The organism is Siminovitchia terrae (assembly GCF_003605405.2).
In the GTDB taxonomy this organism is placed as follows: Bacteria; Bacillota; Bacilli; order Bacillales; family Bacillaceae_C; genus Siminovitchia; species Siminovitchia terrae.
Map to the genome: position 1 here is coordinate 207,933 of NZ_QYTW02000002.1, position 23,270 is coordinate 231,202.

Below are 23,270 nucleotides of genomic sequence, written 5' to 3' on the forward strand. Positions count from 1 at the left end.
GGAGGCATGAGGATGATCGCAACTTATCCGAATACATCAGGGCAATGTCTGATTAATGGGGAATGGAGAAAGGTAGAAAAAACTGCAGATGTTATAAATCCAGCTAACAAAAAAGAAAAAGTCGGTGAAGTTGCCTTGTGTTCCCCAGAATTGGTCAAAGAGGCGATTGATTCGGCAGCAGAAGCATTCAAAGACTGGTCCCGTTCAGATATACATGACCGAGCTACACGGATGAATGAGGCAGCGGAAGAACTGGCGACGATCGTGGAGGAAAGTGTATCTTTACTTGTCCGAGAAAATGGGAAGTCATTAGTCGAAGCGAAAATCGATTTGCTCAGATGTGTGGACGTTATGAAAGGCTCGGCGCAGGAACTGCTCGAATGGTGGGGAGCGGAAACATATAATGGCGGCCAAAATGTTCAGATAAGAAGAAGGCCAAGGGGTGTTACGGCAACTATTACTCCGTGGAACTCACCGATGATTTTAACATTCAAACGAGTGATACCTGCAGTGCTTGCAGGAAACACCGTTATCGTGAAACCTGCTACCAACTGTCCATTGACCATCATGAGCTTTCTTAAAGTAGTAGCATCTTACTTTCCGGCAGGTGTTATCAACATTGTGACCGGATCCGGGAGGGAAATCGGAGACCTTATTTGTTCTGATTCCAGAGTCAGAACGATTGCATTTGTAGGAAGTACAGAAACAGGAAAAGATATTATGCGTAAGTCTTCCGGTACATTGCAAAAATTATACATGGAATTGGGAGGCAACGATCCAGCTATTGTTTTTGAAGATGCTAATCTCGATAAAGCCACGATTGAGAGATTGAAAATGGGTGTTTTACGAGCAGCTGGTCAGGTATGTTCTGCTATTAAAAGAATTTATGCTCATGAATCGCGGTATGATGAGCTCGTTGAGAAGCTGACGCAAGCTTTTGAGAAAGTAGTTGTCGGTAATGGCATTCAGCCGGATGCCACGATGGGGCCAATCAATAATGAAGCTCAATTTAATTATGTCACGGAATTGCTAGAAAGGACCTCCAAATCAGGTGCGAATGTTGTGACAGCAGGGATTCAGCTGGATCCTGAGACTTGGGATCAGGGATATTTCATGCTTCCATCTATCGTAACAGGTGTTCAACAGGATAGTGAAATTGTTCAAGCAGAGCAATTTGGCCCGGTTATCCCGATATTGCCATTCTCTACTATTGATGAAGTGATTGAATTGGCGAATGACAGTCAATTCGGTTTGCGGGCCTCCGTTTGGACAGAAAGTGAAGAAATAGCAATTGAAGTGGCGGATCGTCTGGAGGCAGGAGCTGTATTCCATAATAATCATACGATTTTTAAAGATTTGAACCTTGATTTTCCAGGCTTGAAGGAAAGTGGCTTGTCTCGTGAAACGAGGCATGGAAGTCTTGAGTTGTTTGCAGATTCGTACGGGTTCGCTGATTAGGAAGGGTGAAATTTCATGAAATTGGGTTTGATCGGCTGTGGCAATATAGGTGAATTTCTTTTGAAGGCGATCAATAAAGACGGACTTCTCCCGGGCGGGAAAATCAATTCGGTTTTTTCCCGCCGGGAAGAAGTTGCAGCAAAGGTAGCGCAAAAATTCAATGCAAAAACCTACGGGGATATCGATTCATTTCTCAATTCTGACATAGACGCGGTCATTGAAGTGGCAACCGTCGAGGCCGCTCGGGAGTATGCATTGAAGGTGCTTGAGAGCGAGAAAGATTTAATATTGAGCAGCATCGGAGTAATGGCTGACGAAGGGTTTCTGGAGAATATCCAAGAAATTTGCCGAAAAAACAATGTAACTGCTTCTGTTCCTTCTGGTGCTATCGGCGGGCTGGATATCCTTAAGTCCGCAAAAGCAATGGATGGTCTTGGTGCTGTTTCTCTAACAACAAGAAAGCCTCCAACTGCTTTGCCATCTGATCAGACATTGAGAGAAGAAAAAATCCTATTTGAAGGTCCGGCAAGCGAAGCGATTAAAAAGTTTCCGAGAAATATCAATGTGGCGATTGTTCTTTCCTTGGCCGGACTTGGGCCGGATAAGACCAGCGTAAAAATTATCGCTGATCCGAATATATCCAAGAACATGCATCTGATTGAGGCGGCCGGATCATTCGGAACCTTAAAGCTTGAAGTAGAGAATAATCCGATGCCGGATAACCCAAAAACAAGCTTTTTGGCTGCTCTGAGTGTTCTATCAACGCTCCAAAATAAGGAACATGTTGTGCAGGTTGGATGATTTAAAGCAGGGAGGAAAAGAAGAATGATTAAAACGAAACAGTTCGCAAAAGAGATGACAAAAGAGCAGTTGACAGACCATTTAAAAGAAACGGTTATTCCGAAAGAAGGAACCATTCCAGCATATATATTGGGCGATGAATCTGTTTATCATCTGGAGCATGAAAAGGTTTTTTTAAAGACATGGGTATTTGTCGGTCACGAGTCCGAAATACCCAACAAAAATGACTTTATGACTCGTGAATTATCGGGGTATTCCATTATTATCACCCGTACTGGGGATGACGAAATCAACGCATTTTATAATATGTGTACACATAGAGGTATGAAGCTTTGCCGTGCAGATAAGGGTAATAAGCGAACATTCCAATGTCCCTACCATGGTTTCAACTTTAGGAATACCGGCGAATGTATTGGTGTCCCGTTGCAGAAGGACATCTATAGTGAGGATTTCGACCGTTCAAAGCTTGGCTTGAATCAAGTTAGAATTGAATCTTATAAGGGACTACTATTTGCTACTTGGAACGAAGAGGCGGAACCTCTCATAGATTTCTTAGGTAACCTTACATGGTATTTGGACTTACTTGTCGGGCGGGCTGAAATGGAAGTTGTCGGTGAGCCGCAGCGCTTTATTGTTAATGCCAACTGGAAGGTTGGCTCCGATAACTTTGTCGGAGACTCTTATCATACGATGGTTACACACGGATCTATCGCAAAACTTGGAATGGTTCCAAGTGCAACATATTCAAAGCGGGGATATCAAATACACACGGAAAATGGTCATGGATTGAACTTGGGTATGCCAAACCCTGTTTTTGCTTTTCCTGAAGAATTGAAAGAAGAATTCAAATCGAATTTAACAAAAGAGCAATATGAAGTGCTGAGTAACATGAAAAATATGATTGGTAATGTATTCCCCAACTTATCCTTTTTAATTTCACATACGGAAATAAAAGGCCAGCCCATCTCTAACACATCAGTAAGAATGTGGAGGCCAATTGGCGTCAATAAAATGGAAGTAACAGCGTGGATGCTTGTAGAGAAAAATGCTCCCCAAGAATGGAAAGACCGTTCAAGAGATGCATTCATTCTTACATTCAGCCCTTCTGGCATTTTTGAGCAGGACGATACAGAAGTTTTTACAGATATCACTATCGCAGCTTCAGGTTCAATGCCATTTCAAAAGAATTTGACTTATAACTATACAATGGGGCTACAACGAGAAACTGTTGACTTTGTTGGACCGGGTGTTGCTTATGGTGATAAATTCTCAGAAGCGAGTCAGCGGAACTTCTACAAATATTGGCTGGAGTTAATGACCAAAGAGTGAGGCTAGAAGGGGGAAAGAAAATGGATATCGAAACTATGCTAGCCATTTCCGAATTCGAACAATGGCTATATCATGAAGCATCATTACTGGACAATATTGAATTTGATGAGTGGTATAGTTTAATGCACTCAAGCCTGCTTTACCGGATGCCAGTCAGGGTTAATAAGGAAGGAACTGAGCGTCCTGACTATTCGGCGGATATGTTTGCCTTTAATGATGATATTGAATTGTTAAAGTTGAGGGTAGAAAGATTGAAGACAGACTATGCCTGGGCAGAGATTCCCCCATCAAGAACCCGCCGTTTTGTAAGTAATGTTCGTGTTGATGAGTATAAAAAAGAAAAGCGCGCCAAAGTCAAAAGTTATTTGCTTATTTACAGAAGCAGAAGCACCGACATTCATCATGATTTGATTTCCGGTGAAAGAATTGATGAGTTCTTATATGAGGATGGGCAATGGAAATTGTCAAAACGGGATTTCATTGTCGATCAGTCAACGATTAATACTAGGAATCTGGCAATCTTTGTCTAATGGTTGGATCAATAAAGTCAAACTAAAAGTCATGAAAGGAGCTTCATCCTAGCAGTTGAAGCTCCAAGAGCGAAAGAGGTTATCGATGATGGGAACAGCTTTACAGGATAGGGTGGTCATTGTTACAGGAGGGACATCCGGTATAGGGGAGGCGGTTGTGCGCCGGTTCATCCATGAAGGAGCAAAGGTTGGAATTATCGGCCGATCCAAAGATAAGCTGGATAGATTGTCTGAAGAGTTTGGGTCCAGCTTGCTCGCCATCCAAGGGGATGTAAGTCAGTACGAAGATAATGAGAAAGTAGTTCAGGCAACTGTTGAGAAATTTGGTAAGCTAGATGTTTTCATCGTCAATGCAGGAGTATTTGATGGCTTTGCCAAGTTTGTAGATGTTGAACCTGAGGCGGTGTCAGAAGCATACGATTATCTGTTTAATATCAATGTCAAAGGATCATTCTTTGGAGCAAAAGCTGCTGTTAATGAACTATTAAAAACAAAAGGCAGTATGATTTTTACAGTTTCGGGTGCAAGCTTCTACCCGGATGGAGGAGGAGTTTGGTATACGGCAAGCAAGCATGCACAAATCGGTTTGCTTCGACAACTCGCATTTGAATTGGCTCCAAACATTCGAGTCAATGCGGTTGCCCCTGGCGGTACATTGACAGCCCTTTCTGTCATTCCTCCACTAACCCCATATGTAAAAATTATAGATAATGAGACAAAAGCAAAAAATATTAGAAAGCGTAATCCGCTTCAAATTGCTATGGCATCGGAAGATCATGTCGGAGCCTATGTTCTTTTGGCTTCTGATGAATCGAAGGCAATCACTGGTGAGATCATTTCAAGTGATGGAGGATTGTCTGTACGCGGGCTGGGTTGACCGAATTTCCGGAAAAGGAGTAGATATTCCTTGAATAGACCGTTACTGGGCAATAACAAAATAAACCAATTAGCATTTGTTGTCAAGGATATTAAGGCAGCAAATGAAGCTTTCACAAAGTTATTGGGGATAAGAAAAACGGAGCCTTTTTTGACAGGCGACAGCTCTGTTTCCAAGGTTATATTTAAAGGAAGCCCCAGCGAATCAAGATCCAAATTGGCTTTTTTGAATACACCGACTGTTCAATTTGAACTTATTGAACCGGATGAGAATCCCGGAACCATGCGGGAGTTTCTGGACAAGGTTGGTGAAGGAATTCATCATATCGCTTTTGATGTAGAATCAATTGATACCTATCTTCCGGTTATAGAAGAAAAGGGATATCTTGTTTTGCAAACTGGTGAATTTACCTTAAGTGAGGGACGGTACGTATATATTGATACATCTGCTGACCATAAAACTTTGATTGAGCTCCTTGAAAGTGAAGAGCCAAGGGAAGTGGGATGGGAAAAGCCAGAGGATGAAAATATGAGACCGTTGTTAGGTACTAACAAAGTGGAGCAGCTTGCATTTGTTGTGAAAGATCTTGATGCAGCGGCAGATGCTTATTGTCAATTGCTTGGTGTAAAGAAGCCCGAGGTTATTTACTCGGCTCCCAGGGAATTGACGAATGTTATTTATAAAGGGGAGCCTACAGAAGCTAAGTCGAAATATTTGTTTATTGATACTCCTTTGATTCAAATTGAATTGATTGAGCCCGGCGACTCTCCGAGTACGTGGAAAGATCACCTTGATACGTATGGGGAAGGCGTTCACCATATATCATTTGTTGTTAATGATATGGATGAAAAAATTAAGATGCTTGAAGAGATGGGGTACCCGGTCATTCAAACAGGTAACTTTTATAATGGGAAAGGCCGATATGCATACATGGATACGACCTCCACTTTTAAAGTCATCATTGAATTATTGGAGCGTTTTTAACTTCATTCAGCAGAAATCTCCCACTTCTGTAAGTGGTGAGCTGAATGCCTATTGGTATTTCGAGGGTTCAAACCCCGGCTGAATCAAGTCAAAGCCTCCGGCGGATGCCACAGATTTTCAGAGGAAATTTATCGAGCGGCGTTCGATAAAATCTGGGCGCAAATACGTCAAGGTCACCATTAGTTGTTAATGCATTGTTGCATGAACTGAGTTTGTCTATTTAAAAGGCCAAATTTTAGGAATGGGGATTGTTATGAAAGCACAAATCGCATGGAAGGTCGGAGGTCAGCAAGGAGAAGGAATTGAAAGTACGGGAGAAATCTTTTCCGTCGGCCTGAACCGGCTGGGTTACTTTTTATATGGATATCGTCACTTCTCATCCAGAATCAAAGGCGGTCATACGAATAATAAAATTCGTGTGAGCACAGAGAAGGTAAATGCAGTTTCGGGTGATTTAGATATTCTTGTAGCTTTTGACCAAGAAACGATTGATTTGAACGAACATGAACTGACAGAAGAAGGCATCATTATTGCTGATGCTAAATTTAACCCGACGAAGCCGGAAAACTCAAAAGCTCAGCTATATGCTGTCCCATTTACGGAAATTGCTTCTGAACTGGGCACTTCTTTAATGAAGAATATGGTAGCTATTGGCGCTACATGTGCTGTGATGAATCTGGAGGTTGAGGTTTTCACCAGCGTCATCAGAGAAATATTTGGAAGAAAAGGGGAAGAGATTGTTCAGAAGAATATGCAGGCGATGCAGGAAGGGTATTTGTATATAAAAGACAGCTTGGGAGACTCAGGCTCTTCATTATCTCTTGCAGAAGCTGATGGTATAAGAAGAATGTTCATGATAGGAAATGATGCCATTGCTCTGGGAGCTTTAGCTGCGGGAGTTCGTCTGATGCCTGCTTATCCAATTACACCTGCTTCTGACATCATGGAATATTTGATTAAAAAGTTGCCAAAGGTCGGCGGCACCGTTATTCAAACGGAAGATGAAATTGCGGCTGTAACAATGGCGATTGGCTCCAATTATACTGGAACCCGTGCTTTTACTGCTTCTGCAGGTCCGGGATTATCACTGATGATGGAGGCCATTGGACTATCCGGAATGACTGAAACACCGCTAGTTGTCGTGGATACACAGCGGGGAGGCCCTTCTACAGGGTTGCCGACAAAACAGGAACAGTCTGATTTGATGCAAATGATTTATGGAACACATGGGGAGATCCCAAAAGTAGTAATTGCTCCGAGCACAGCGGAAGAAGCTTTTTATGATGCGGTCGAAGCATTTAATATTGCGGATGAATACCAATGTCCGGTTATTCTCTTATCTGATCTACAGCTTTCTTTGGCCAAGCAGACAGTCAATCCGTTTGATCTGGGACAAGTGGAGATTCGACGGGGAAAATTGGTTCAGGAAGTGGAAGCGCAAGAAGATAAGTCGACCTATTTTAAGCGTTTCGAAATAACGGAGGATGGCATTTCACCGAGAGTGCTTCCAGGTACAAAAGATGGCATTCACCATGTGACAGGACTGGAGCATGATGAAGAGGGACGACCGAACGAATTTGCGCCGAATCGGAAAAAGCAAATGGACAAAAGGATGCGTAAACTAAGCAACTTTGTGGAAAAATTCCCGAATCCGATTGCAGTACATGCACCTCATGAGCAAGCAGATTTGCTGCTCATTGGCTTCAATTCCACAAGGGGTGCCATTGAAGAAGCGATGGAACTGCTTGAAAAAGATGGAGTCAAAGTAAATCATGTGCATATTCGGTTAATCCATCCATTTCCAGCAGATCAGGTAAGGCCATATATTGATTCAGCCAAGCATGTGCTAGTCCTGGAAAATAATGCGACCGGCCAACTGGCCAATATCATCAAAATGAATGTAGGATATATTGATAAAATTCAAAGCCATTTGAGGTTTGATGGCGACCCATTCTATTCAGAGGATGTCTATAAAGCGAGCAGGGAGGTGCTGGAGCATGGCTACGTCAATATTTAAAGACTTCCGAAATGGTGTAAAGCCCAATTGGTGCCCAGGCTGCGGAGACTTTTCGGTTCAGGCTGCCATCCAGCGTGCGGCTGCAAATACAGGGCTTACCCCTGAAGAGCTCGTCCTTGTTTCAGGTATTGGATGCTCTGGCCGGATATCGGGCTATATTAGATCTTATGGATTTCACGGCGTCCATGGACGTGCGCTTCCGATTGCTCAGGGAGTGAAACTGGCCAATCGTGATCTCACTGTGATTGCAGCCGGTGGTGACGGCGATGGGTTTGCTATCGGAATCGGTCATACGATCCATGCCATGCGTCGTAACATGGACATCACCTATATCGTGATGGACAACCAAGTTTATGGATTAACAAAAGGCCAGACATCGCCACGTTCGGAAGATGGGTTTATTACGTCTTCCACTCCGGATGGATCCATCGAGAGAGCGCTCTCGCCAATGGAGACCGCATTGATCAGTGGAGCAACATTCGTGGCCCAGAGTTTTTCGTCAGATATAAAAGATTTGACAGCCACAATTGAAGCTGGAATTCAGCATAAAGGATTCTCAATCATTAATGTGTACAGTCCTTGCGTAACCTACAATAAGGTGAATACGTACGAGTGGTTTAAAGAGAACTTGACCAAGCTGAGTGATATTGAGGGGTATGATCCCACCAATCGTACAATGGCTATGAACACTTTAATGGAAAACAACAGCCTTGTAACAGGGATTATCTACCAAGAAGAGCGGCCTTCGTATCAGGAGATGGTGAAAGGATATGCTGACAAACCTTTGGTGCAGTCCCAGCTAAATTTGGAACCTGAACTTTTCCAGGAGCTTGTCAATGAATTTATGTGAAGCTTTTCGGATTAACAAACTGAACAACGGTGTACTTTGCGGAAGGAGATGATGAAATGGCTAAATTTACACGAGTTGACCAGGATACCTGTATTGCCTGTGGTGCTTGCGGAGGCGTTGCCCCTGATATTTTCGATTACGATGAAGAGGGATTCTCCTTCAGCATATTAGACGATAATCAAGGAATTACCCCCGTAGAAGGCGATTTGGAGGATGACTTGATAGATGCTCTAGATGGATGCCCGACTGAATCGATTAAAATCCAGGATAAGCCATTCGCGCATATAGTGGAAGAAAAGGCAGTGTAAAAACAGCATAAAATCGAGTGGAGGAGAGATTAGGTTCTCTCCTTATTTATTTGCAAAAAAGCGCCCTGTAACGTAGAGCTCATGCATTAGATTCAGGGTTTTTCTTTTTCTTATCGAGCTGTTCTAGCTAATCGTTGAAATGTCAGCTTGTTTAAAAAAGCCGTTGATAACTTCCAGAATTTGGCGGGACGGGAATTTCCAATCAGATTTCCTCTTGATTAAATAGCTTCTCAATCTACATATTTTTATGATTCCATCTCGATTTTCTTAGAATGAATTTGGTTATCCGCAGTTCAAGGATGAAGGCCAATATGTAACTGATGATGGCGGCATGCATGATCACGCCAAGGATCGTTAAAATAATAATGATTGCATTACCCATGACAGTGACCGGTTGAAGGCTGCCTTTTCCAAAGAAAACGAGCGACATAAGGCATTCCTTTAGGGCGTCTTTATATGAAAGGATAGCGGGCTCCAAGTGATGCAAAGGGATAGTGAATAGAAAGACAAGGATCATATTGAAGGGAAGGAACATGATCAGCCTTCTCTTTTTCAGCTTGTCCACCATAGGGGAAGCAAAATATTTTGTCATGACCTTTAATCGGAATAAATAGAAGATCCGAGCGATCCTTGCGAGTTGAAAAATACTGTCCAGCGGAATGATGGCAATGAGTAAAAAGGGATTTTCTTTCACAAAGGTCCATTTATTATCAGCTCGAAAAAAACGGATAGAGAAGTCCAAAAAGAAAACTGCCCAAACTGTCCAAGTGATGAAGATCCTTATACCGCTTTGAACCCAAATCGTTGCTACAGAAGCAACGGCAAAAAGGATCATGCAGATTTCAAAAATCAATTTTGCGCGGAAATAATGTTGAACGGCGGCCAGCTCCTTTCCCGTGTTCCTGTGGATTTTATCATGAAAGGACTGATCTATAAAGATATCTTTGTAATAAAAAGACATAGAGGGGGATTACAATTTATTTGATTTTTTTAATTAAATTCAGATTATTTACTTTACACAGAAAAATTAATGTATTATGATAATAATTGTATCCAATATCCAAAACCAAAAAAACCTACTAAAAAGGTGATATTTATGTACAGGTCGTGGTTGTTTGTACCGGGAAGCCAGGATAAACACCTAAAAAAAGTAAAGGAGCTTAAGGCGGATGTAATTATTTTTGATTTGGAAGACTCTGTCATTAAATCAAAAAAAGACGAGGCAAGAGTCAAAGTTTCAGAGGCAATCAAGAAAATGCGGACAAATGTAAAATTTGTAAGGGTTAATGGGGTACATACTGAATTTTTCATAAATGATCTCGAAGAATTGGTGAGACCTGGCTTAACAGGCATTGTTCTTCCGAAAATCAACAAAAGGGACGATATGATTATTGCCGATTATATGTTGAATCAAATTGAAATGAAATACTTACTTGAACCTAAGTCGTTAACGATTGTTCCCATTATCGAATCCGCTCAAGCTCTTCATAATGCATATGATATTGCGACCTCTTGCAGTAGGGTTAAGTGCTTGGCATTTGGGGCTGAAGATTTGATGTTTGACATGAATATCAAATCAAGTAATGGAATAGAAACATTATATGCACGTTCAAAGATGATAGAGGTCTCCAAAGCCTCAAGCATAGATCCCCCCATTGATCAGATTTATCCGAATTTCAGTGATATGGAAGGGCTGAAGGTGGAAGCGGAGAAAGGGAGAAATTTGGGTTTTCAAGGAAAGCTATTGATTCATCCAAACCAAGTCGCAACGATTAACAAAGTTTTCACTCCCACAAACGAAGAAATTAAGGAAGCGAAAGAAGTAATAGAAAAGTACTATCAAGCGATAGATGAAGGATTTGGTGTATCAAAGGTAAATGGAAAGATGATAGATGCTCCTATTGTGGAAAAGGCAAAAAGGATTCTTGAATATGATGAAAGAAACAACACAATGTGAGAGATGTTGTTGCAGTGAAACCTTACAGAGAGGTGAAAAAAGATGCTTCCATTGAAAGGTATAACAGTTGTTGCATTGGAGCAGGCAATTGCAGTTCCATTTGCAACGCGCCAATTGGCCGATCTGGGGGCAAGGGTCATTAAAATAGAACGGCCGGTAACTGGGGATTTTGCAAGAAATTATGATACAACGGTAAATGGATTATCAAGTCATTTTGTTTGGTGCAATCGTTCAAAAGAGTCCATTGTTCTAGATTTAAAAAATGAAAAAGATAAAGAGGCATTCAATCGCCTGCTTGAAATAGCGGATGTTTTTATACAAAATCTTGCCCCAGGAGCATTGGAGAGAATGGGGTATGAACCAAAAAAGTTGATTCAAAAACACCCAAAGTTGATTATATGCAGTTTATCTGGCTATGGCAGCGGAGGGTTATACCAAAACAAAAAAGCATACGATCTGCTTATCCAATGTGAATCAGGTCTCGTGTCAATAACGGGAAGCAAAGATACCCCTTCCAAGGCAGGAATATCAATCGCCGATATTGCTGGAGGCATGTATGTATACTCAGGGGTTCTTACAGCGCTTTTAAACCGTGAAAAATCAGGTGAAGGTACAATTTTGGAAGTCTCCATGTTGGAGGCCCTTGGTGAATGGATGAGTTATCCGATGTATTATGCTGCTTATGGAGGAAAGGATCCGGAAAGGACGGGTGCTAGTCACTCAACAATCTATCCGTACGGCTCATTTGCATGTAAAGAAGGGAAAAAGGTTTTTCTGGGCATACAAAATGAAAGGGAATGGGCCAGCTTTTGCGAGCATGTTCTAAAAAAAACTTTTCTTGTTACAGACGCGAGATTTATGAACAATACAAACAGATCAAAAAATCGGGAAGAGTTAAAAGGAATCATAGAGAACCAATTTAAAGAAATGTCTATTCATGATGTTATTTCAAAATTGGAAAAAGCAAAGATAGCCAATGCAAGACTAAACACGATGAAAGATTTCTTTGAACATCCACAGTTGGAAGCACGTGAACGGTGGAGGACGGTTAAAACCACTGCCGGCAGTATTGCTGCTTTAATTCCTCCGGTTACAATGGAAGGATTCGAACCGGCCATGGATTCGGTACCTTCTTTGGGAGAACATACTGATGCCATTTTGACAGAGTTGGGACTGAGCTCTTTTTCTAATGAATAAAGGCTGATCAATTTTTTCGAAGAGGGAGGATGGAAATGGGTATTAAGGAAGGCTGGACAAGCCGGTTTTTCGAGGATTTTGAAGTTGGGGATATTTACCCGCATCCTTTGGGGAGAACAGTCACAAAAACAGACAATATCTGGATGACTTTGCTTACACAAAACACCAATCCCATTCATTTTGATGACTATTATTCAAAGCAGACAGAGTTTGAAGAACCATTGGTTGATTCAACATTCACGCTTGCTCTTGTTACAGGTCAATCAGTCACTGATATATCCCAAAATGCGATGGCAAACTTGGGATGGGACGAAATACGCTTGCCCAATCCTGTGTTTGAGGGTGATACCATTTATTCCTATTCTAAAGTGCTTCATAAACGTGAATCCAAGTCGCGCAATAATGTTGGCATTGTTCATGTGAAGACTGTGGGATATAACCAAAATGGCGAAATTGTCATCACCTATAAGCGAACTTTTATGGTCTATAAAAAAGATAAGGCTCCGAATAGAGAGAGTCATTTGTTAAAACAGGTGCTGGAAAAGGACAAGGATTAAGCTACGGATAAATCGTTTGAAGCGGGAGGCATGATGAATATGGCTGTAAGTGCGCCTGAGGAATTGGACCTGATCAGAAAAAGCATAAAAGCATTATGTTCAAGGTTTCCTGAATCATATTGGAGAGAGATGGATGAAAAAAAGGCTTATCCCGAAGGTTTCATTCAAGCATTGATGGATGACGGCTGGTTGTCCATTTTAATACCAGAAAAATACGGTGGATCTGGTCTCGGAATGGTGGAAGCCGGTATTATCCTCGAAGAGATAAATCGTTCGGGCGGGAATGCAGGAGCGGGCCATGCTCAGATGTACACGATGGGTTCTATTCTTAGACATGGAAACGAGGATCAAAAGCAGCGCTATCTCCCGAAAATCGCCAGTGGTGAACTACGGCTTCAGGCTTTTGGAATTACTGAGCCTACTGCGGGAAGTGATACGACTAGCATAGAGACAAGAGCTGTCAGAAAAGGTGATAAATATCTAGTCAATGGACAAAAAATATGGATTTCCCGCACCCAGCATTCTGATCTGATGCTGTTGCTTGCCAGGACCACACCCAAAGATCAGGTAAAAAGAAAGACAGAAGGATTAAGCTTATTCATTCTAGATATGCAGGATCAAAAAAATAACATAACCATCCAGCCCATAGATACAATGATCAATCATTCAACAACGGAGGTGTTTTTTGAAAATGCTGAAATTCCCGTGGAAAATTTAATTGGTGAGGAAGGAAATGGTTTTAAACAAGTCCTCAGCGGGATGAACGCTGAACGTATCCTTATAGCTTCGGAATGTATTGGGGATGCAAAGTATTTTGTGGATAAGGCCGTTCAATATGCAAATGAACGTGTCGTATTCAACCGTCAGATCGGTGAAAACCAAGGAGTGCAATTCCCTATAGCACAAGCATATATGGATGCAGAAGCGGCTAAGCTGATGCGTGATCAAGCCGCTGAATTATTTGATGCCGGGGAAAATTGCGGTGCGGAAGCAAACATGTCCAAATACCTTGCGTCTGAAGCCTCATGGAAAGCTGCAAACGCTGCGATGAATACGTACGGGGGTTACGGTTTTGCTTCTGAATATAATATAGAGCGTAAATTTCGTGAAGCACGCCTTTTTATGGTGGCGCCGGTTACGAATAACCTCGTCACAAGCTATGTCGCACAACATGTGTTGGGGTTGCCTCGTTCTTTTTAAAGTGCAAAAAGCTTGGGGGATTTGTTTGGAGATCTTTACTTTATCCAGTACCAGTGCCTATCGACTGCCTTCTTACCCTTTACTTCGTCGAAGGCACTTCAATCTGTGTGTCGATGAACAGGCGCTTGCGATTTTCTTTATAAAAAAAAGAGGTGAGTGTTGTGGTATTAAGTCAAAGGCTGGCTGAATACATTCACGATATCAAATATGAAGATTTGCCAAAAGACGTTGTTGAATTTACTAAACTATGTATTTTGGATTTCTTTGGTTCTGCTATTGCCGGATCAACAAAAAAGCCCATAAAAATAATGGAGGAAATGGTACGGGAACTGGGTGGAGAGCCCCAGGCAACTCTGATGATAGGCGGAAGAAATTCCATAACAAACGCGGCGCTTGTCAATGGTGCGGCGAGTCATATCATGGAACTGGATGATATTCATAAAACATCCATCATTCATGCCGGAACTGTTATCATTCCTGCTGCTATTGCTGTGTCTGAGTGGAAAAAATCAAGCGGAAAAGATTTAATCACGGCCATTGTTGCAGGATACGAGGTTGCCTATAGAATAGGCGAAGCAGTCACGCCGTCACACTATTACTATTGGCATAATACCGCAACGTGCGGTACGTTCGGAGCTGCAGCATCAGCAGGAAAACTACTGAACTTAAATAAAGAGGAATTGACTCATGCACTCGGAAGCGCTGGTACTCAAGCAGCAGGTTTATGGGAGTTTATCGAAGATGGTGCAATGTCCAAACAACTGCACCCAGGAAAAGCGGCAATGAATGGAGTAATCAGCGCTCTCCTGGCACAGAAAGGTTTTACCGGCGCAAGTGAAATCCTCGAAGGTCGACGCGGATTTTTTGAAGCCATGAGTAAAGAATATGATGTGAAAAAGGTTACACGAGGGCTCGGCGATCAATATAAGATAACGGAAAACTCTTTTAAAATCCATGCTTCCTGTCGTCATACGCACCACGTAATGGACCTTATGATCGAACTTCATCATGAGGATAGAATCGCCCTTGAAGAAATCGATAAAATAGTCATCCATACTTATCAAAATGCTATCGATATTACAGACAACAGCCAGCCCAGTACAGAATATGCAGCTAAGTTTAGCCTCCAATTTTGCACCGCATTGGCACTGTTACAGGGGAATGGGGACTTCGACCAGTTTAATCAAAAAACACTTTGGGATAAAAAAGTTCGCCAATTGATGGCTCGCGTATTTGTTAGGGCTGATCCCGAAATGACAAGCTCATATCCGAAAAAATGGGGAGCGAAGGCTGAGATATTTTTAACGTCAGGTAATGTGATTACAAAAATGACCGACTTTCCGAAAGGTGACCCGGAAAAACCGGTAACTAAAAAAGAACTGCTTGCCAAATTTATGAAAATGACCTCAAATATGCCCAAACAGCAGCTTGAATACTTTACTGACAAACTAATGGACTTAGAGAATTTGAGTGAAATTGGGCCGATTATGAGTTTCATAGAAGAAAGTAATTTTGAGAGAGTCAGGGAATGACAAACTTAATTCAAGAGGGAGATTGCATGGAGAGCTATTTATTGACAGAACAAGACCGTTCTACTTTACAGAGCAAGGTAACAAATAAACTACGGGAAGTAATTTTAACGGGGCATTTTAATATGGGTGACCGATTGGTTCAAGAAGAGTGGGCAGACAAACTTGGGGTCAGCCGTATGCCCATAAGGGAAGCTTTGGTTCAGTTGGAAAAGGAGGGCCTTGTCCGAATCGAACCGCGGAGGGGGGCCATTGTAACTCCGATATCTGTTGAAGATATTAAGGAAATATACCAATTAAGGGTGTTGCTTGAGGGGGAGGCGGTGGAACGTGCCCTTCCTTATATTGAAGAAGAGGATATCAAGGAGCTTTCTAGGTTGGACAGCATGATGAGGTCATTGGGCAACACGGAAGAGGACGTTGAAATATATATGAGATTAAATATCGAATTCCACCATATATTGCGGCGCGGATGTCCTTGGAGAAGAATCCATGACATGATCGATACACTTTGGAAAGGGATTCCGCCATATACGCCAAGCCTATTGGCTGACCATTTGGAGGAAACTCATAAGGAACATGGACTGATGATCGAAGGGATTAAACAAAGGGATGCCAAAAAGCTTCGAAAAGTAATAGAAAGGCATATTTTAAGGACTAGGGATAATTTGATCGAGGTAATCCTGGAAGCGGAAAAGGAAACAAACAGGAGCGGAAGTAAAGATTTTTAAAAAATGTAAGCGCTATATTAAGAGAAATGGAGGCTATGAGATGACTAAGGTTGCTCAAAAAATGGGAAAAGTGGCAGTCATGACTGAACCGGAAAAACTGTCCTACCAGGAGTACGAAATCCCGGAGCCGGAAGATGGGGCAGTTGTACTGAAGGTAAGGAGGACAAACATATGCGGCTCCGAGCTTCATATATGGCAGGGGCTGCATCCGACGAAAAGGAAGGGAGTGCTTGGGCATGAGATGATAGGGGAATTATATGCAGCCGGAAAAGGCGTGACCACGGACTACGCCGGCAATCCCATCAAAAAGGGGGACCGCATTGTATCTGCATACTACATTACGTGCAGAAAATGTACACCTTGTGTAGAAGGTAAATTTCACTTATGTGAACATGCATACGACTTCTGGAATAAGGATCCGGAGGAATCACCGCATTTTCATGGAACCTATGCAACGCATTATTACATCCACCCTGACCAGTATTTTTATAAAGTACCGGATAATGTTTCGGACGTATCGGCAGCAAGTGCCAATTGTGCGTTATCACAAGTATACTTCGGTATAGACAAGGCACGGGTTACTTACAATGAATTTGTTGTCATCCAAGGAGCAGGGGGCCTTGGCTTGAACGCAATTGCCGTAGCTAAGGAAAAAGGGGCCATTGTTATCGTGATTGACGGAGTGGAAAGCAGGCTTGAGCAGGCTAAACAATTCAGGGCGGATTATACGTTGAATTTTAATGACTATCTCTCAACGGAAAACTTGGCCGATGCGGTCAAGCAATTAACGGGTGGTAGCGGTGCGCACGTCGGAATAGAATTAACGGGAAATCCTAAGGCTTTTGCAGAAGGTATTTATTACATCCGACCTGGCGGAAGATTTGTAAGTATTGGAAATATTACCCCTGGGAAGCTTGTAGAGTTCGACCCAGGCTTACTGACAAGGAAATCCATTGATATCATATCAGCTGTTCGTTATGACCCTTGGTATCTATATAAATCATTACAGTTTTTATCTGCCAATAATGGAAAATATCCTTTTGACAAAATATTGGATGCTGAGTTTTCGTTGGATGAGATCAAAACGGCGCTGGATAAATCGGCATCAAGGGAAGTGACGAGAGCAACCATTTTGGTCAATCAAGATTAACTTTTTATGATGTTAGGGAGGTGACTTTTAAGCGGTTTGGGTCAATCTTTTTAACTTCATTCAGCGGAAGTCTCCCACTTTTGTAAGTGGTGAGATGAAAGTATATAGGTATTCCATTCAGTGGGGGGGCAAACCCCAGCTGAATAAAGTTAAAGCCACAGGCGGATGCCACAGATTTTCAGAGGAAATTTACCGAGCGGAGCTCGATAAAATCTGGGCGCAAAAACGCCAAGGCGCATTTGATAAAATGGAGGGATAAAAATGAGTCAAACAAAGTTGTATGTTTTGGATACCGGGAGAATGAGGATGGATAAAAACTTTATGGTTGCCATGCATAACCCCGCAAACATTGATAATCCTAACCCGCCAGCTGAATTTATCGAGTTTCCTGTGTACGCTGTTCTGATAGACCATCCGGATGGAAAAATATTGTTTGATACCGGCTGTAACCCGGAAGGTATGGGTAAGGAAGGCCGCTGGCCGCAGGCCACTCAAAAGACGTTCCCTCTCTTTCAGGATGAATCTTGTTATTTGATTAACCGTCTGGAACAGTTGAAAGTAAGACCGGAGGATATCCGTTATGTTGTTGCATCTCATCTTCATCTGGATCATGCAGGATGCCTGGAATTGTTTACGAATGCAACGATCATAGTGCATGATACTGAATTGTCCAATACGATGAAGCAATATGCAATGACGAAAGAGATGGGTGCCTATATCTGGGCCGATATTGATGCCTGGATCAAAAAAGATCTTTCGTGGAGAACGATCATGTCTAATGAGGACGAGATTGAACTTGCCAGTGGCATTAAAATATTGAATTTTGGTGCAGGGCATGCCTGGGGACTTTTGGGGCTTCACATAGAACTGCCTGGTGAGGGAGGTATTTTACTTGCTTCTGACGCCGTGTATTCAGCAGAAAACTATGGACCGCCAGTCAAGCCCCCTGGGATTATTTATGATTCCATCGGATATATAAATACAGTTGAGAAAATCAAGAAATATGCAGAAAGAACAAATAGTCAGGTATGGTATGGGCATGATACCAAGCAATTTGATAGATTTATAAAATCGACAGAAGGATTCTATGAATAATTCAGATCAATCTCATGAAGGTATTGCAGCTTTCATGAGATTGATTCCTTTAGATAGGAATTAGTATGTTGAAAGGACAAGATGGAAATGGATGAAAAAGCATTTCAATTTGGTTCATTTATAGATGGAGAAGAAATTAAAGGGCTCGGTAGAAAAGAATTGGAAGTTATTAATCCATATAACCAGAAAGTAATTGGGACCATATCCTGTGCTGTTGTTAATGACGTAAAACTTGCCGTCACTGCTGCCGATAAGGTTTATCATGAAACAATGAAAAAAATGCCAGCCTATGAGCGCTCAAACATTCTCCGTCATGCGGCCGACCTATTGGAACAACAATTTGAAGATTTTTCCAGATTGCTTACTCTTGAAGCTGGGAAGCCAATTCGTGAGAGCAGAGGAGAAGTGACGCGGGCTGTACAAGTTTTGCGTCTTGCGTCCGAAGGAGCAAAAAATATTTTTGGAGAACAAATACCGTTGGATATTGCCGTTGGAGGCACAAGCCAGATCGGATTTACAAAGCGGGTCCCACTAGGAGTAGTAGCGGCTATCACCCCTTTTAATTTTCCATTAAATTTGGCGCTCCATAAAATCGCTCCTGCCATTGCAGCGGGCAATACAGTTGTCCTTAAACCGGCGGAAAAAACCCCGTTGTCTTCCGCTAAGCTGTATAAACTTTTTGACCAGGCAGGTTTGCCAAAAGGGGCCCTTAATGTCGTGATGGGGCTAGGTACTGAATTGGTGGAAACGCTTGTGACAGATCCTTTGGTGAAAAAAGTTTCTTTTACCGGAAGTAATGAAGTGGGCTGGAAAATAGATGAGATGGCAAAGAGAAAAAAAGTGACATTGGAACTGGGTTCGAACGCTCCCAATATTATCTTTTCTGACTGTGATCTGGACCATGCTGTTCAATCGATTGTACTGGGAGGATTTACCTTCGCAGGACAGGCCTGTGTTTCTGCGCAGAGAATTTATGTGCAAAATGAAATATACGATGAATTTATCAATAAATTGGTCACTGAGTTAAAAGAACTAAAAATGGGTGACCCGCTTGATGAGGCAACAGAGCTCGGGCCAATGATTACGGAAGAGGCAGCCAAAAGAGCTGAAACCTGGATTTTGGAAGCGAGAGAGCAGGGAGCTCACATCGTCTTGGGTGGCAATCGCAGAGGAACAATGGTGGAGCCAACAGTAATCACTAATGTGAATCCCCGGATGAATGTAGTATGCGCCGAAGTTTTTGCCCCTATCGTCAGCATTATACCGTTTACTGATGAAAAGGAAGTAATTAAGAAAGCGAATCAATCAGAATTCGGTCTGCATGCAGGGATTTTTACAAACAACATCAATCGTGCGATGCAAATGGTGGACGCCATAGAAACAAGCGGAGTTTGGATTAATGAATCATCAGTGCGCCGGTTTGATCACATTCCTTATGGAGGGTTTAAAAATAGCGGCTTGGGCAAGGAAGGCATCAAATATGCGATTGAAGGAATGACGGACCTAAAGTTTGTTGGCATTAAGCTTATTTAGTCTGAGTCGCTGAACGATAAAACTCTTAAAAAAGGATGGGTTGATAGTGAAGATTAAATCAGCAGTCTTGCGTGAATCCGGGGCGCCTATTCCTTACGCGGAAAGTCAGCCGATAAAAATTGAAACTCTGGAACTGGACTCCCCTCAGAGGGGAGAAGTGCTTGTTCAAATTAAAGCGGCCAGTTTATGCCACTCAGATTTGTCTGTTATGGATGGAAGCAGGCCAAGACCGCTGCCGATGGCATTGGGGCATGAGGCGGCTGGAATTGTTGCAAAAGTGGGTGAAGGTGTTACCGATCTTGCGGAAGGGGATCATGTCGTTTGCGTCTTTGTGCCCAGCTGCGGGCAGTGCATCCCATGTCAGGAGGGCCGACCGGCGCTTTGTGAGCCAGGTGCCGAGTCCAATACTGCAGGCACCTTATTGTCGGGAGGAAGACGGCTGCATACAGAAACGGAAAATGTTAATCACCATGTTGGCGTATCAGCTTTTTCCAATTACACCGTTGTATCAAGGCATTCATTAATAAAGGTTGAAAAGGATATTCCGTTCGAGAAGCTTGCCCTATTTGGGTGTGCAGTCATCACAGGTGTAGGAGCAGTAATAAATACGGCAAATATCAAGTTAGGCAGCACAGTTGCGGTCGTTGGGCTTGGAGGAGTAGGCTTAAGTGCACTCATTGGTGCCATTGCCGCTGGGGCGAGTAAAGTAGTAGCTGTGGATATAAACGAAAGCAAGTTACAACTTGCAAAAGAATTAGGGGCAACGCATACTTTCAATTCAAAAGATCCGGATGCCGTCCATGCCATCCGTGAACAAACAGGCGGAGGGCTGGATTACGCATTTGAAACCGCTGGAGCGGTATCTGCAATGGAAGTTGCTTACCAAATTACGAAAAGAGGCGGTACTACTGTTACCACTGGCTTGCCGCATCCTGAGCATCGATTTTCCTTTCCGTATTTAACTTTGACTGCCGAAGAAAGAACATTGAAAGGTTCCTATGTTGGAAGTTGTGTTCCGAGTAGGGATATTCCAAGATTTATAGATCTATTTAAACAAGGCCGCCTCCCGGTTGACAGACTGCACAGTGAAACCATTTCTCTGGAAAATATTAATAAGGGATTTGACAAACTGGCAAGAGGAGAATCACTTAGAATTATTATAAAAATGTAGCATAGAAATATGAAGATACGACTTATGTTAAGGGCTTTGCAGCTCTTTTTCTTTTTAAAATAACTGATACACTTTGAGGATTCAATAATTCCAATTGATAGCTCCGGTGGGCCGTACTGTTTGATTTTTTTGCAAAGACAGTTTATCAGAGCAGGGTACAGCAAGCAACGCTTAGTATTCATGGTATAACTTTGTTTAAACATAAAAACCCCCTTTAAGTAGACAGGCTTTACTTTTTTACCTATCTACTTAAAGGGGCATATCAATCTCAAGAAAGCTTTTTTTAAATCTCTCTTAGCGTTGTAAATACGCATTTTCCCGATGCTTCCTCTTCCAATTTCGCGATTGTTACTTTTAAGAATTTTTCAAAGAATAAATATATAGCGGCTTTGTTTTCAACAGGTCATTGCAAGATTCAGGATAAATAGAAATAATTCTATCCTTCTATAATAGATGTCCAATAGTTTCTTCAACTATATAAATAATCTCATTCGAATGAATAAATTCCCGAAGACTTTGAATGTATGGATAGAGATATAAATCTTGATCGAGTTCAGGAACTAATTCTGATATACGGCTTAATACAGTTCTTGAAGCAGAGCCAGGCGATAAATCCTCATCAATTAAATGAAAAGCTTGATAAATTGATAGCAGTTCGATTGCTAAAATAAATTCAAGTTTCTCTGCTATTTTACGTGCTTTTTTAGCTGCATTATACCCCATTGCCACATAATCCTCTTGATCGGCACTAGTCGAAATATTATCTACAGTTGATGGGTGCGATAATATCTTCATATCATTTAACAAACCTGCTTGTGTATACTGAGGGATCATAAGTCCTGAATTTAATCCCGGCTTCCCTACAAGGAAGGAAGGTAAATCGGAAAGCCGGCTGTTTATAAGGCGACTATTCCTTCTCTCTGACATTTTTGCGACAGCGGTAGCGGCAATACATGCGGAATCTAGTTCAATACCTATATAGGATGAATCACAATTACACCCGGATATCGCCCTTGCATTTTCTTCATCCGGCCATATAATTGGATTATCACAACAAGCATTCATTTCAATATCAAAAGTTTTTAACGCATCGTTTAATGTTTTCTTTGCTGCCCCATGAAGTTGTGGAATTGCTCGTAGAGACAACGCATCCTGTAACCTGTAATCCATATACTTTTTTGAGATAGGAGAGTCAGATAATATCGTTCGAATATTAAAAGCCGTATCTCTTTGGTCCTTATGAGGTCGAACACTCATTAAATTATCGTCAAACGCACGCACTGTTCCTTTTAATACTTCTAAAGTCATCGCACCAATAATATCTGCCGTTTTCGAAGCCATTAACATATCAAATAAAGCCAAAGCTCCAATACCCGTGGGACTGGTTGTCCCACTGATAAGCGCCAATCCCTCTTTGGCAGTAAGCTGAATAGGCTCTACATTAATCTTACGGAGTGCTTTTTTTGCTGGAAGAAGCTCTCCATTTATATAGGCCATACCCTCACCGATTAAAACAAGTGCGACATGTGCTTCAATACTTAAGTATCCAACTGAACCTTCTCCGGGAGCAAACGGGGTCAACCCTTTATTTAAAAATTCTTTATACATTTCAAGAATTTCAAGTCTGACTCCTGAATATCCCTGTCCTAAGTTTTGCAAAACCATTAGCATTACGGCCCGAACTTCCTCTTCTTTAAGTGGCGTTCCAACTGACGTAGCATGGGATAAAAGAATATTCTTTTGTAATTGGACTGTCTCCTCTGGCATAATCATTTTTGAAGACAATGCTCCAAATCCTGTATTTACTCCATACATGACTCTTTTTTCTTCTATCCACTTTTCCACAAGTTGCCTTGAAGCCAATACTCTTTGACAGTATTTATCTGAAAGCTCAATCTTGGCCTTAAAACGTGAAACGGCCACTAAGTCTTCCAGTGATATTGGCTCTCCAAGCGTTACTTTTGTAATATCTTTAGGTAGCATCTTAATATCCCTC

At 42.0% G+C, this 23,270-nt stretch carries 23 protein-coding genes; 21 read left to right on the plus strand and 2 right to left on the minus strand.

The window, feature by feature from the left end:
- Nucleotides 1-12 precede the first annotated feature (12 nt).
- The 10 genes from D5F11_RS03375 (at nucleotide 13) to D5F11_RS03415 (ending at nucleotide 9,154) form a co-directional block, all read left to right on the plus strand.
- Nucleotides 13-1,458, plus strand: coding sequence for an aldehyde dehydrogenase family protein (locus tag D5F11_RS03375; RefSeq protein ID WP_120114708.1), 1,446 nt, complete (start codon nucleotides 13-15; stop codon nucleotides 1,456-1,458).
- A 15-nt stretch (nucleotides 1,459-1,473) separates the two neighbouring features.
- Nucleotides 1,474-2,259, plus strand: coding sequence for an aspartate dehydrogenase (nadX, locus tag D5F11_RS03380; protein ID WP_120114707.1), 786 nt, complete (start codon nucleotides 1,474-1,476; stop codon nucleotides 2,257-2,259).
- Nucleotides 2,260-2,283: 24 nt separating this feature from the next.
- On the plus strand, nucleotides 2,284-3,588 hold the full coding sequence (locus D5F11_RS03385; protein WP_120114706.1) for an aromatic ring-hydroxylating oxygenase subunit alpha: 1,305 nt from the start codon (nucleotides 2,284-2,286) through the stop codon (nucleotides 3,586-3,588).
- A 20-nt stretch (nucleotides 3,589-3,608) separates the two neighbouring features.
- Nucleotides 3,609-4,118, plus strand: coding sequence for an aromatic-ring-hydroxylating dioxygenase subunit beta (locus tag D5F11_RS03390; RefSeq protein ID WP_120114705.1), 510 nt, complete (start codon nucleotides 3,609-3,611; stop codon nucleotides 4,116-4,118).
- 85 nt (nucleotides 4,119-4,203) lie between these two features.
- A complete protein-coding gene (locus D5F11_RS03395) occupies nucleotides 4,204-4,995 on the plus strand; it encodes an SDR family NAD(P)-dependent oxidoreductase (RefSeq protein ID WP_120114704.1) in 792 nt (263 codons plus the stop codon).
- A gap of 30 nt (nucleotides 4,996-5,025) precedes the next feature.
- Nucleotides 5,026-5,979, plus strand: coding sequence for a VOC family protein (locus tag D5F11_RS03400; RefSeq protein WP_120114703.1), 954 nt, complete (start codon nucleotides 5,026-5,028; stop codon nucleotides 5,977-5,979).
- A gap of 51 nt (nucleotides 5,980-6,030) precedes the next feature.
- Nucleotides 6,031-6,162, plus strand: coding sequence for a hypothetical protein (locus tag D5F11_RS27680; protein ID WP_281277056.1), 132 nt, complete (start codon nucleotides 6,031-6,033; stop codon nucleotides 6,160-6,162).
- A gap of 70 nt (nucleotides 6,163-6,232) precedes the next feature.
- On the plus strand, nucleotides 6,233-7,996 hold the full coding sequence (locus D5F11_RS03405) for a 2-oxoacid:acceptor oxidoreductase subunit alpha (protein ID WP_120114702.1): 1,764 nt from the start codon (nucleotides 6,233-6,235) through the stop codon (nucleotides 7,994-7,996).
- Complete coding sequence (locus tag D5F11_RS03410; protein WP_120114701.1) at nucleotides 7,977-8,846, plus strand: 2-oxoacid:ferredoxin oxidoreductase subunit beta; 870 nt, start codon at nucleotides 7,977-7,979, stop codon at nucleotides 8,844-8,846. The genes D5F11_RS03405 and D5F11_RS03410 overlap by 20 nt, the downstream gene beginning before the upstream one ends.
- A gap of 56 nt (nucleotides 8,847-8,902) precedes the next feature.
- Nucleotides 8,903-9,154: a ferredoxin gene (locus D5F11_RS03415; protein WP_120114700.1), complete on the plus strand. Its 252-nt coding sequence runs from the start codon at nucleotides 8,903-8,905 to the stop codon at nucleotides 9,152-9,154.
- A gap of 235 nt (nucleotides 9,155-9,389) precedes the next feature.
- On the opposite strand, the gene D5F11_RS03420 is transcribed toward D5F11_RS03415, so the two are convergent.
- Nucleotides 9,390-10,115, minus strand: coding sequence for a hypothetical protein (locus tag D5F11_RS03420; RefSeq protein ID WP_120114699.1), 726 nt, complete (start codon nucleotides 10,113-10,115; stop codon nucleotides 9,390-9,392).
- Nucleotides 10,116-10,250: 135 nt separating this feature from the next.
- On the opposite strand from D5F11_RS03420, the gene D5F11_RS03425 reads away from it, so the two are divergent.
- The 11 genes from D5F11_RS03425 to D5F11_RS03470 all read left to right on the plus strand — a co-directional run bounded on the left by D5F11_RS03425 (nucleotide 10,251) and on the right by D5F11_RS03470 (nucleotide 21,274).
- A complete protein-coding gene (locus D5F11_RS03425; protein WP_185830478.1) occupies nucleotides 10,251-11,111 on the plus strand; it encodes an HpcH/HpaI aldolase/citrate lyase family protein in 861 nt (286 codons plus the stop codon).
- A 42-nt stretch (nucleotides 11,112-11,153) separates the two neighbouring features.
- Complete coding sequence (locus tag D5F11_RS03430; RefSeq protein ID WP_120114697.1) at nucleotides 11,154-12,308, plus strand: CaiB/BaiF CoA transferase family protein; 1,155 nt, start codon at nucleotides 11,154-11,156, stop codon at nucleotides 12,306-12,308.
- Between the two features lie 35 nt (nucleotides 12,309-12,343).
- Nucleotides 12,344-12,865 carry a MaoC family dehydratase gene (locus D5F11_RS03435; protein WP_120114696.1) on the plus strand — a complete coding sequence of 174 codons (522 nt, stop codon included), beginning with the start codon at nucleotides 12,344-12,346 and terminating at the stop codon, nucleotides 12,863-12,865.
- Nucleotides 12,866-12,904: 39 nt separating this feature from the next.
- Nucleotides 12,905-14,065, plus strand: a complete 1,161-nt coding sequence (locus tag D5F11_RS03440) for an acyl-CoA dehydrogenase family protein (protein ID WP_120114695.1) — start codon at nucleotides 12,905-12,907, stop codon at nucleotides 14,063-14,065.
- Between the two features lie 161 nt (nucleotides 14,066-14,226).
- Nucleotides 14,227-15,597 carry an MmgE/PrpD family protein gene (locus D5F11_RS03445; RefSeq protein WP_120114694.1) on the plus strand — a complete coding sequence of 457 codons (1,371 nt, stop codon included), beginning with the start codon at nucleotides 14,227-14,229 and terminating at the stop codon, nucleotides 15,595-15,597.
- Between the two features lie 26 nt (nucleotides 15,598-15,623).
- Nucleotides 15,624-16,325: a GntR family transcriptional regulator gene (locus D5F11_RS03450; protein ID WP_120114873.1), complete on the plus strand. Its 702-nt coding sequence runs from the start codon at nucleotides 15,624-15,626 to the stop codon at nucleotides 16,323-16,325.
- A gap of 40 nt (nucleotides 16,326-16,365) precedes the next feature.
- Entirely contained in the window at nucleotides 16,366-17,475 is a 1,110-nt protein-coding gene (locus tag D5F11_RS03455) for a zinc-binding dehydrogenase (protein WP_185830479.1), read from the plus strand.
- A 94-nt stretch (nucleotides 17,476-17,569) separates the two neighbouring features.
- Nucleotides 17,570-17,734 carry a hypothetical protein gene (locus D5F11_RS25875; RefSeq protein ID WP_185830480.1) on the plus strand — a complete coding sequence of 55 codons (165 nt, stop codon included), beginning with the start codon at nucleotides 17,570-17,572 and terminating at the stop codon, nucleotides 17,732-17,734.
- 2 nt (nucleotides 17,735-17,736) lie between these two features.
- A complete protein-coding gene (gene ahlS / locus D5F11_RS03460; protein ID WP_120114693.1) occupies nucleotides 17,737-18,570 on the plus strand; it encodes an AhlS family quorum-quenching N-acyl homoserine lactonase in 834 nt (277 codons plus the stop codon).
- Nucleotides 18,571-18,651: 81 nt separating this feature from the next.
- A complete protein-coding gene (locus tag D5F11_RS03465; protein ID WP_120114692.1) occupies nucleotides 18,652-20,103 on the plus strand; it encodes an aldehyde dehydrogenase family protein in 1,452 nt (483 codons plus the stop codon).
- 46 nt (nucleotides 20,104-20,149) lie between these two features.
- Complete coding sequence (locus D5F11_RS03470) at nucleotides 20,150-21,274, plus strand: zinc-dependent alcohol dehydrogenase family protein (protein WP_120114691.1); 1,125 nt, start codon at nucleotides 20,150-20,152, stop codon at nucleotides 21,272-21,274.
- A 444-nt stretch (nucleotides 21,275-21,718) separates the two neighbouring features.
- Here D5F11_RS03470 and D5F11_RS03475 read toward each other — a convergent pair whose 3' ends face one another.
- Nucleotides 21,719-23,257, minus strand: coding sequence for an HAL/PAL/TAL family ammonia-lyase (locus D5F11_RS03475; protein ID WP_120114690.1), 1,539 nt, complete (start codon nucleotides 23,255-23,257; stop codon nucleotides 21,719-21,721).
- Between the last annotated feature and the right edge of the window lie 13 nt (nucleotides 23,258-23,270).

What these genes read in the sequence shown, in the direction of transcription:
- D5F11_RS03465 (WP_120114692.1), top strand. Translation starts at nt 18,652, where the DNA reads ATGGAAATGGATGAAAAAGCATTTCAATTTGGTTCATTTATAGATGGA.
- D5F11_RS03430 (WP_120114697.1), top strand. Translation starts at nt 11,154, where the DNA reads ATGCTTCCATTGAAAGGTATAACAGTTGTTGCATTGGAGCAGGCAATT.
- D5F11_RS03375 (WP_120114708.1), top strand. Translation starts at nt 13, where the DNA reads ATGATCGCAACTTATCCGAATACATCAGGGCAATGTCTGATTAATGGG.
- D5F11_RS03425 (WP_185830478.1), top strand. Translation starts at nt 10,251, where the DNA reads ATGTACAGGTCGTGGTTGTTTGTACCGGGAAGCCAGGATAAACACCTA.
- D5F11_RS03395 (WP_120114704.1), top strand. Translation starts at nt 4,204, where the DNA reads ATGATGGGAACAGCTTTACAGGATAGGGTGGTCATTGTTACAGGAGGG.
- nadX (WP_120114707.1), top strand. Translation starts at nt 1,474, where the DNA reads ATGAAATTGGGTTTGATCGGCTGTGGCAATATAGGTGAATTTCTTTTG.
- D5F11_RS25875 (WP_185830480.1), top strand. Translation starts at nt 17,570, where the DNA reads ATGAAAGTATATAGGTATTCCATTCAGTGGGGGGGCAAACCCCAGCTG.
- D5F11_RS03390 (WP_120114705.1), top strand. Translation starts at nt 3,609, where the DNA reads ATGGATATCGAAACTATGCTAGCCATTTCCGAATTCGAACAATGGCTA.
- D5F11_RS03410 (WP_120114701.1), top strand. Translation starts at nt 7,977, where the DNA reads ATGGCTACGTCAATATTTAAAGACTTCCGAAATGGTGTAAAGCCCAAT.
- D5F11_RS03420 (WP_120114699.1), bottom strand. Translation starts at nt 10,115, where the DNA reads ATGTCTTTTTATTACAAAGATATCTTTATAGATCAGTCCTTTCATGAT.
- D5F11_RS03415 (WP_120114700.1), top strand. Translation starts at nt 8,903, where the DNA reads ATGGCTAAATTTACACGAGTTGACCAGGATACCTGTATTGCCTGTGGT.
- D5F11_RS03455 (WP_185830479.1), top strand. Translation starts at nt 16,366, where the DNA reads ATGACTAAGGTTGCTCAAAAAATGGGAAAAGTGGCAGTCATGACTGAA.
- D5F11_RS03385 (WP_120114706.1), top strand. Translation starts at nt 2,284, where the DNA reads ATGATTAAAACGAAACAGTTCGCAAAAGAGATGACAAAAGAGCAGTTG.
- D5F11_RS03475 (WP_120114690.1), bottom strand. Translation starts at nt 23,257, where the DNA reads ATGCTACCTAAAGATATTACAAAAGTAACGCTTGGAGAGCCAATATCA.
- D5F11_RS03440 (WP_120114695.1), top strand. Translation starts at nt 12,905, where the DNA reads ATGGCTGTAAGTGCGCCTGAGGAATTGGACCTGATCAGAAAAAGCATA.
- D5F11_RS03405 (WP_120114702.1), top strand. Translation starts at nt 6,233, where the DNA reads ATGAAAGCACAAATCGCATGGAAGGTCGGAGGTCAGCAAGGAGAAGGA.
- ahlS (WP_120114693.1), top strand. Translation starts at nt 17,737, where the DNA reads ATGAGTCAAACAAAGTTGTATGTTTTGGATACCGGGAGAATGAGGATG.
- D5F11_RS03450 (WP_120114873.1), top strand. Translation starts at nt 15,624, where the DNA reads ATGGAGAGCTATTTATTGACAGAACAAGACCGTTCTACTTTACAGAGC.
- D5F11_RS03435 (WP_120114696.1), top strand. Translation starts at nt 12,344, where the DNA reads ATGGGTATTAAGGAAGGCTGGACAAGCCGGTTTTTCGAGGATTTTGAA.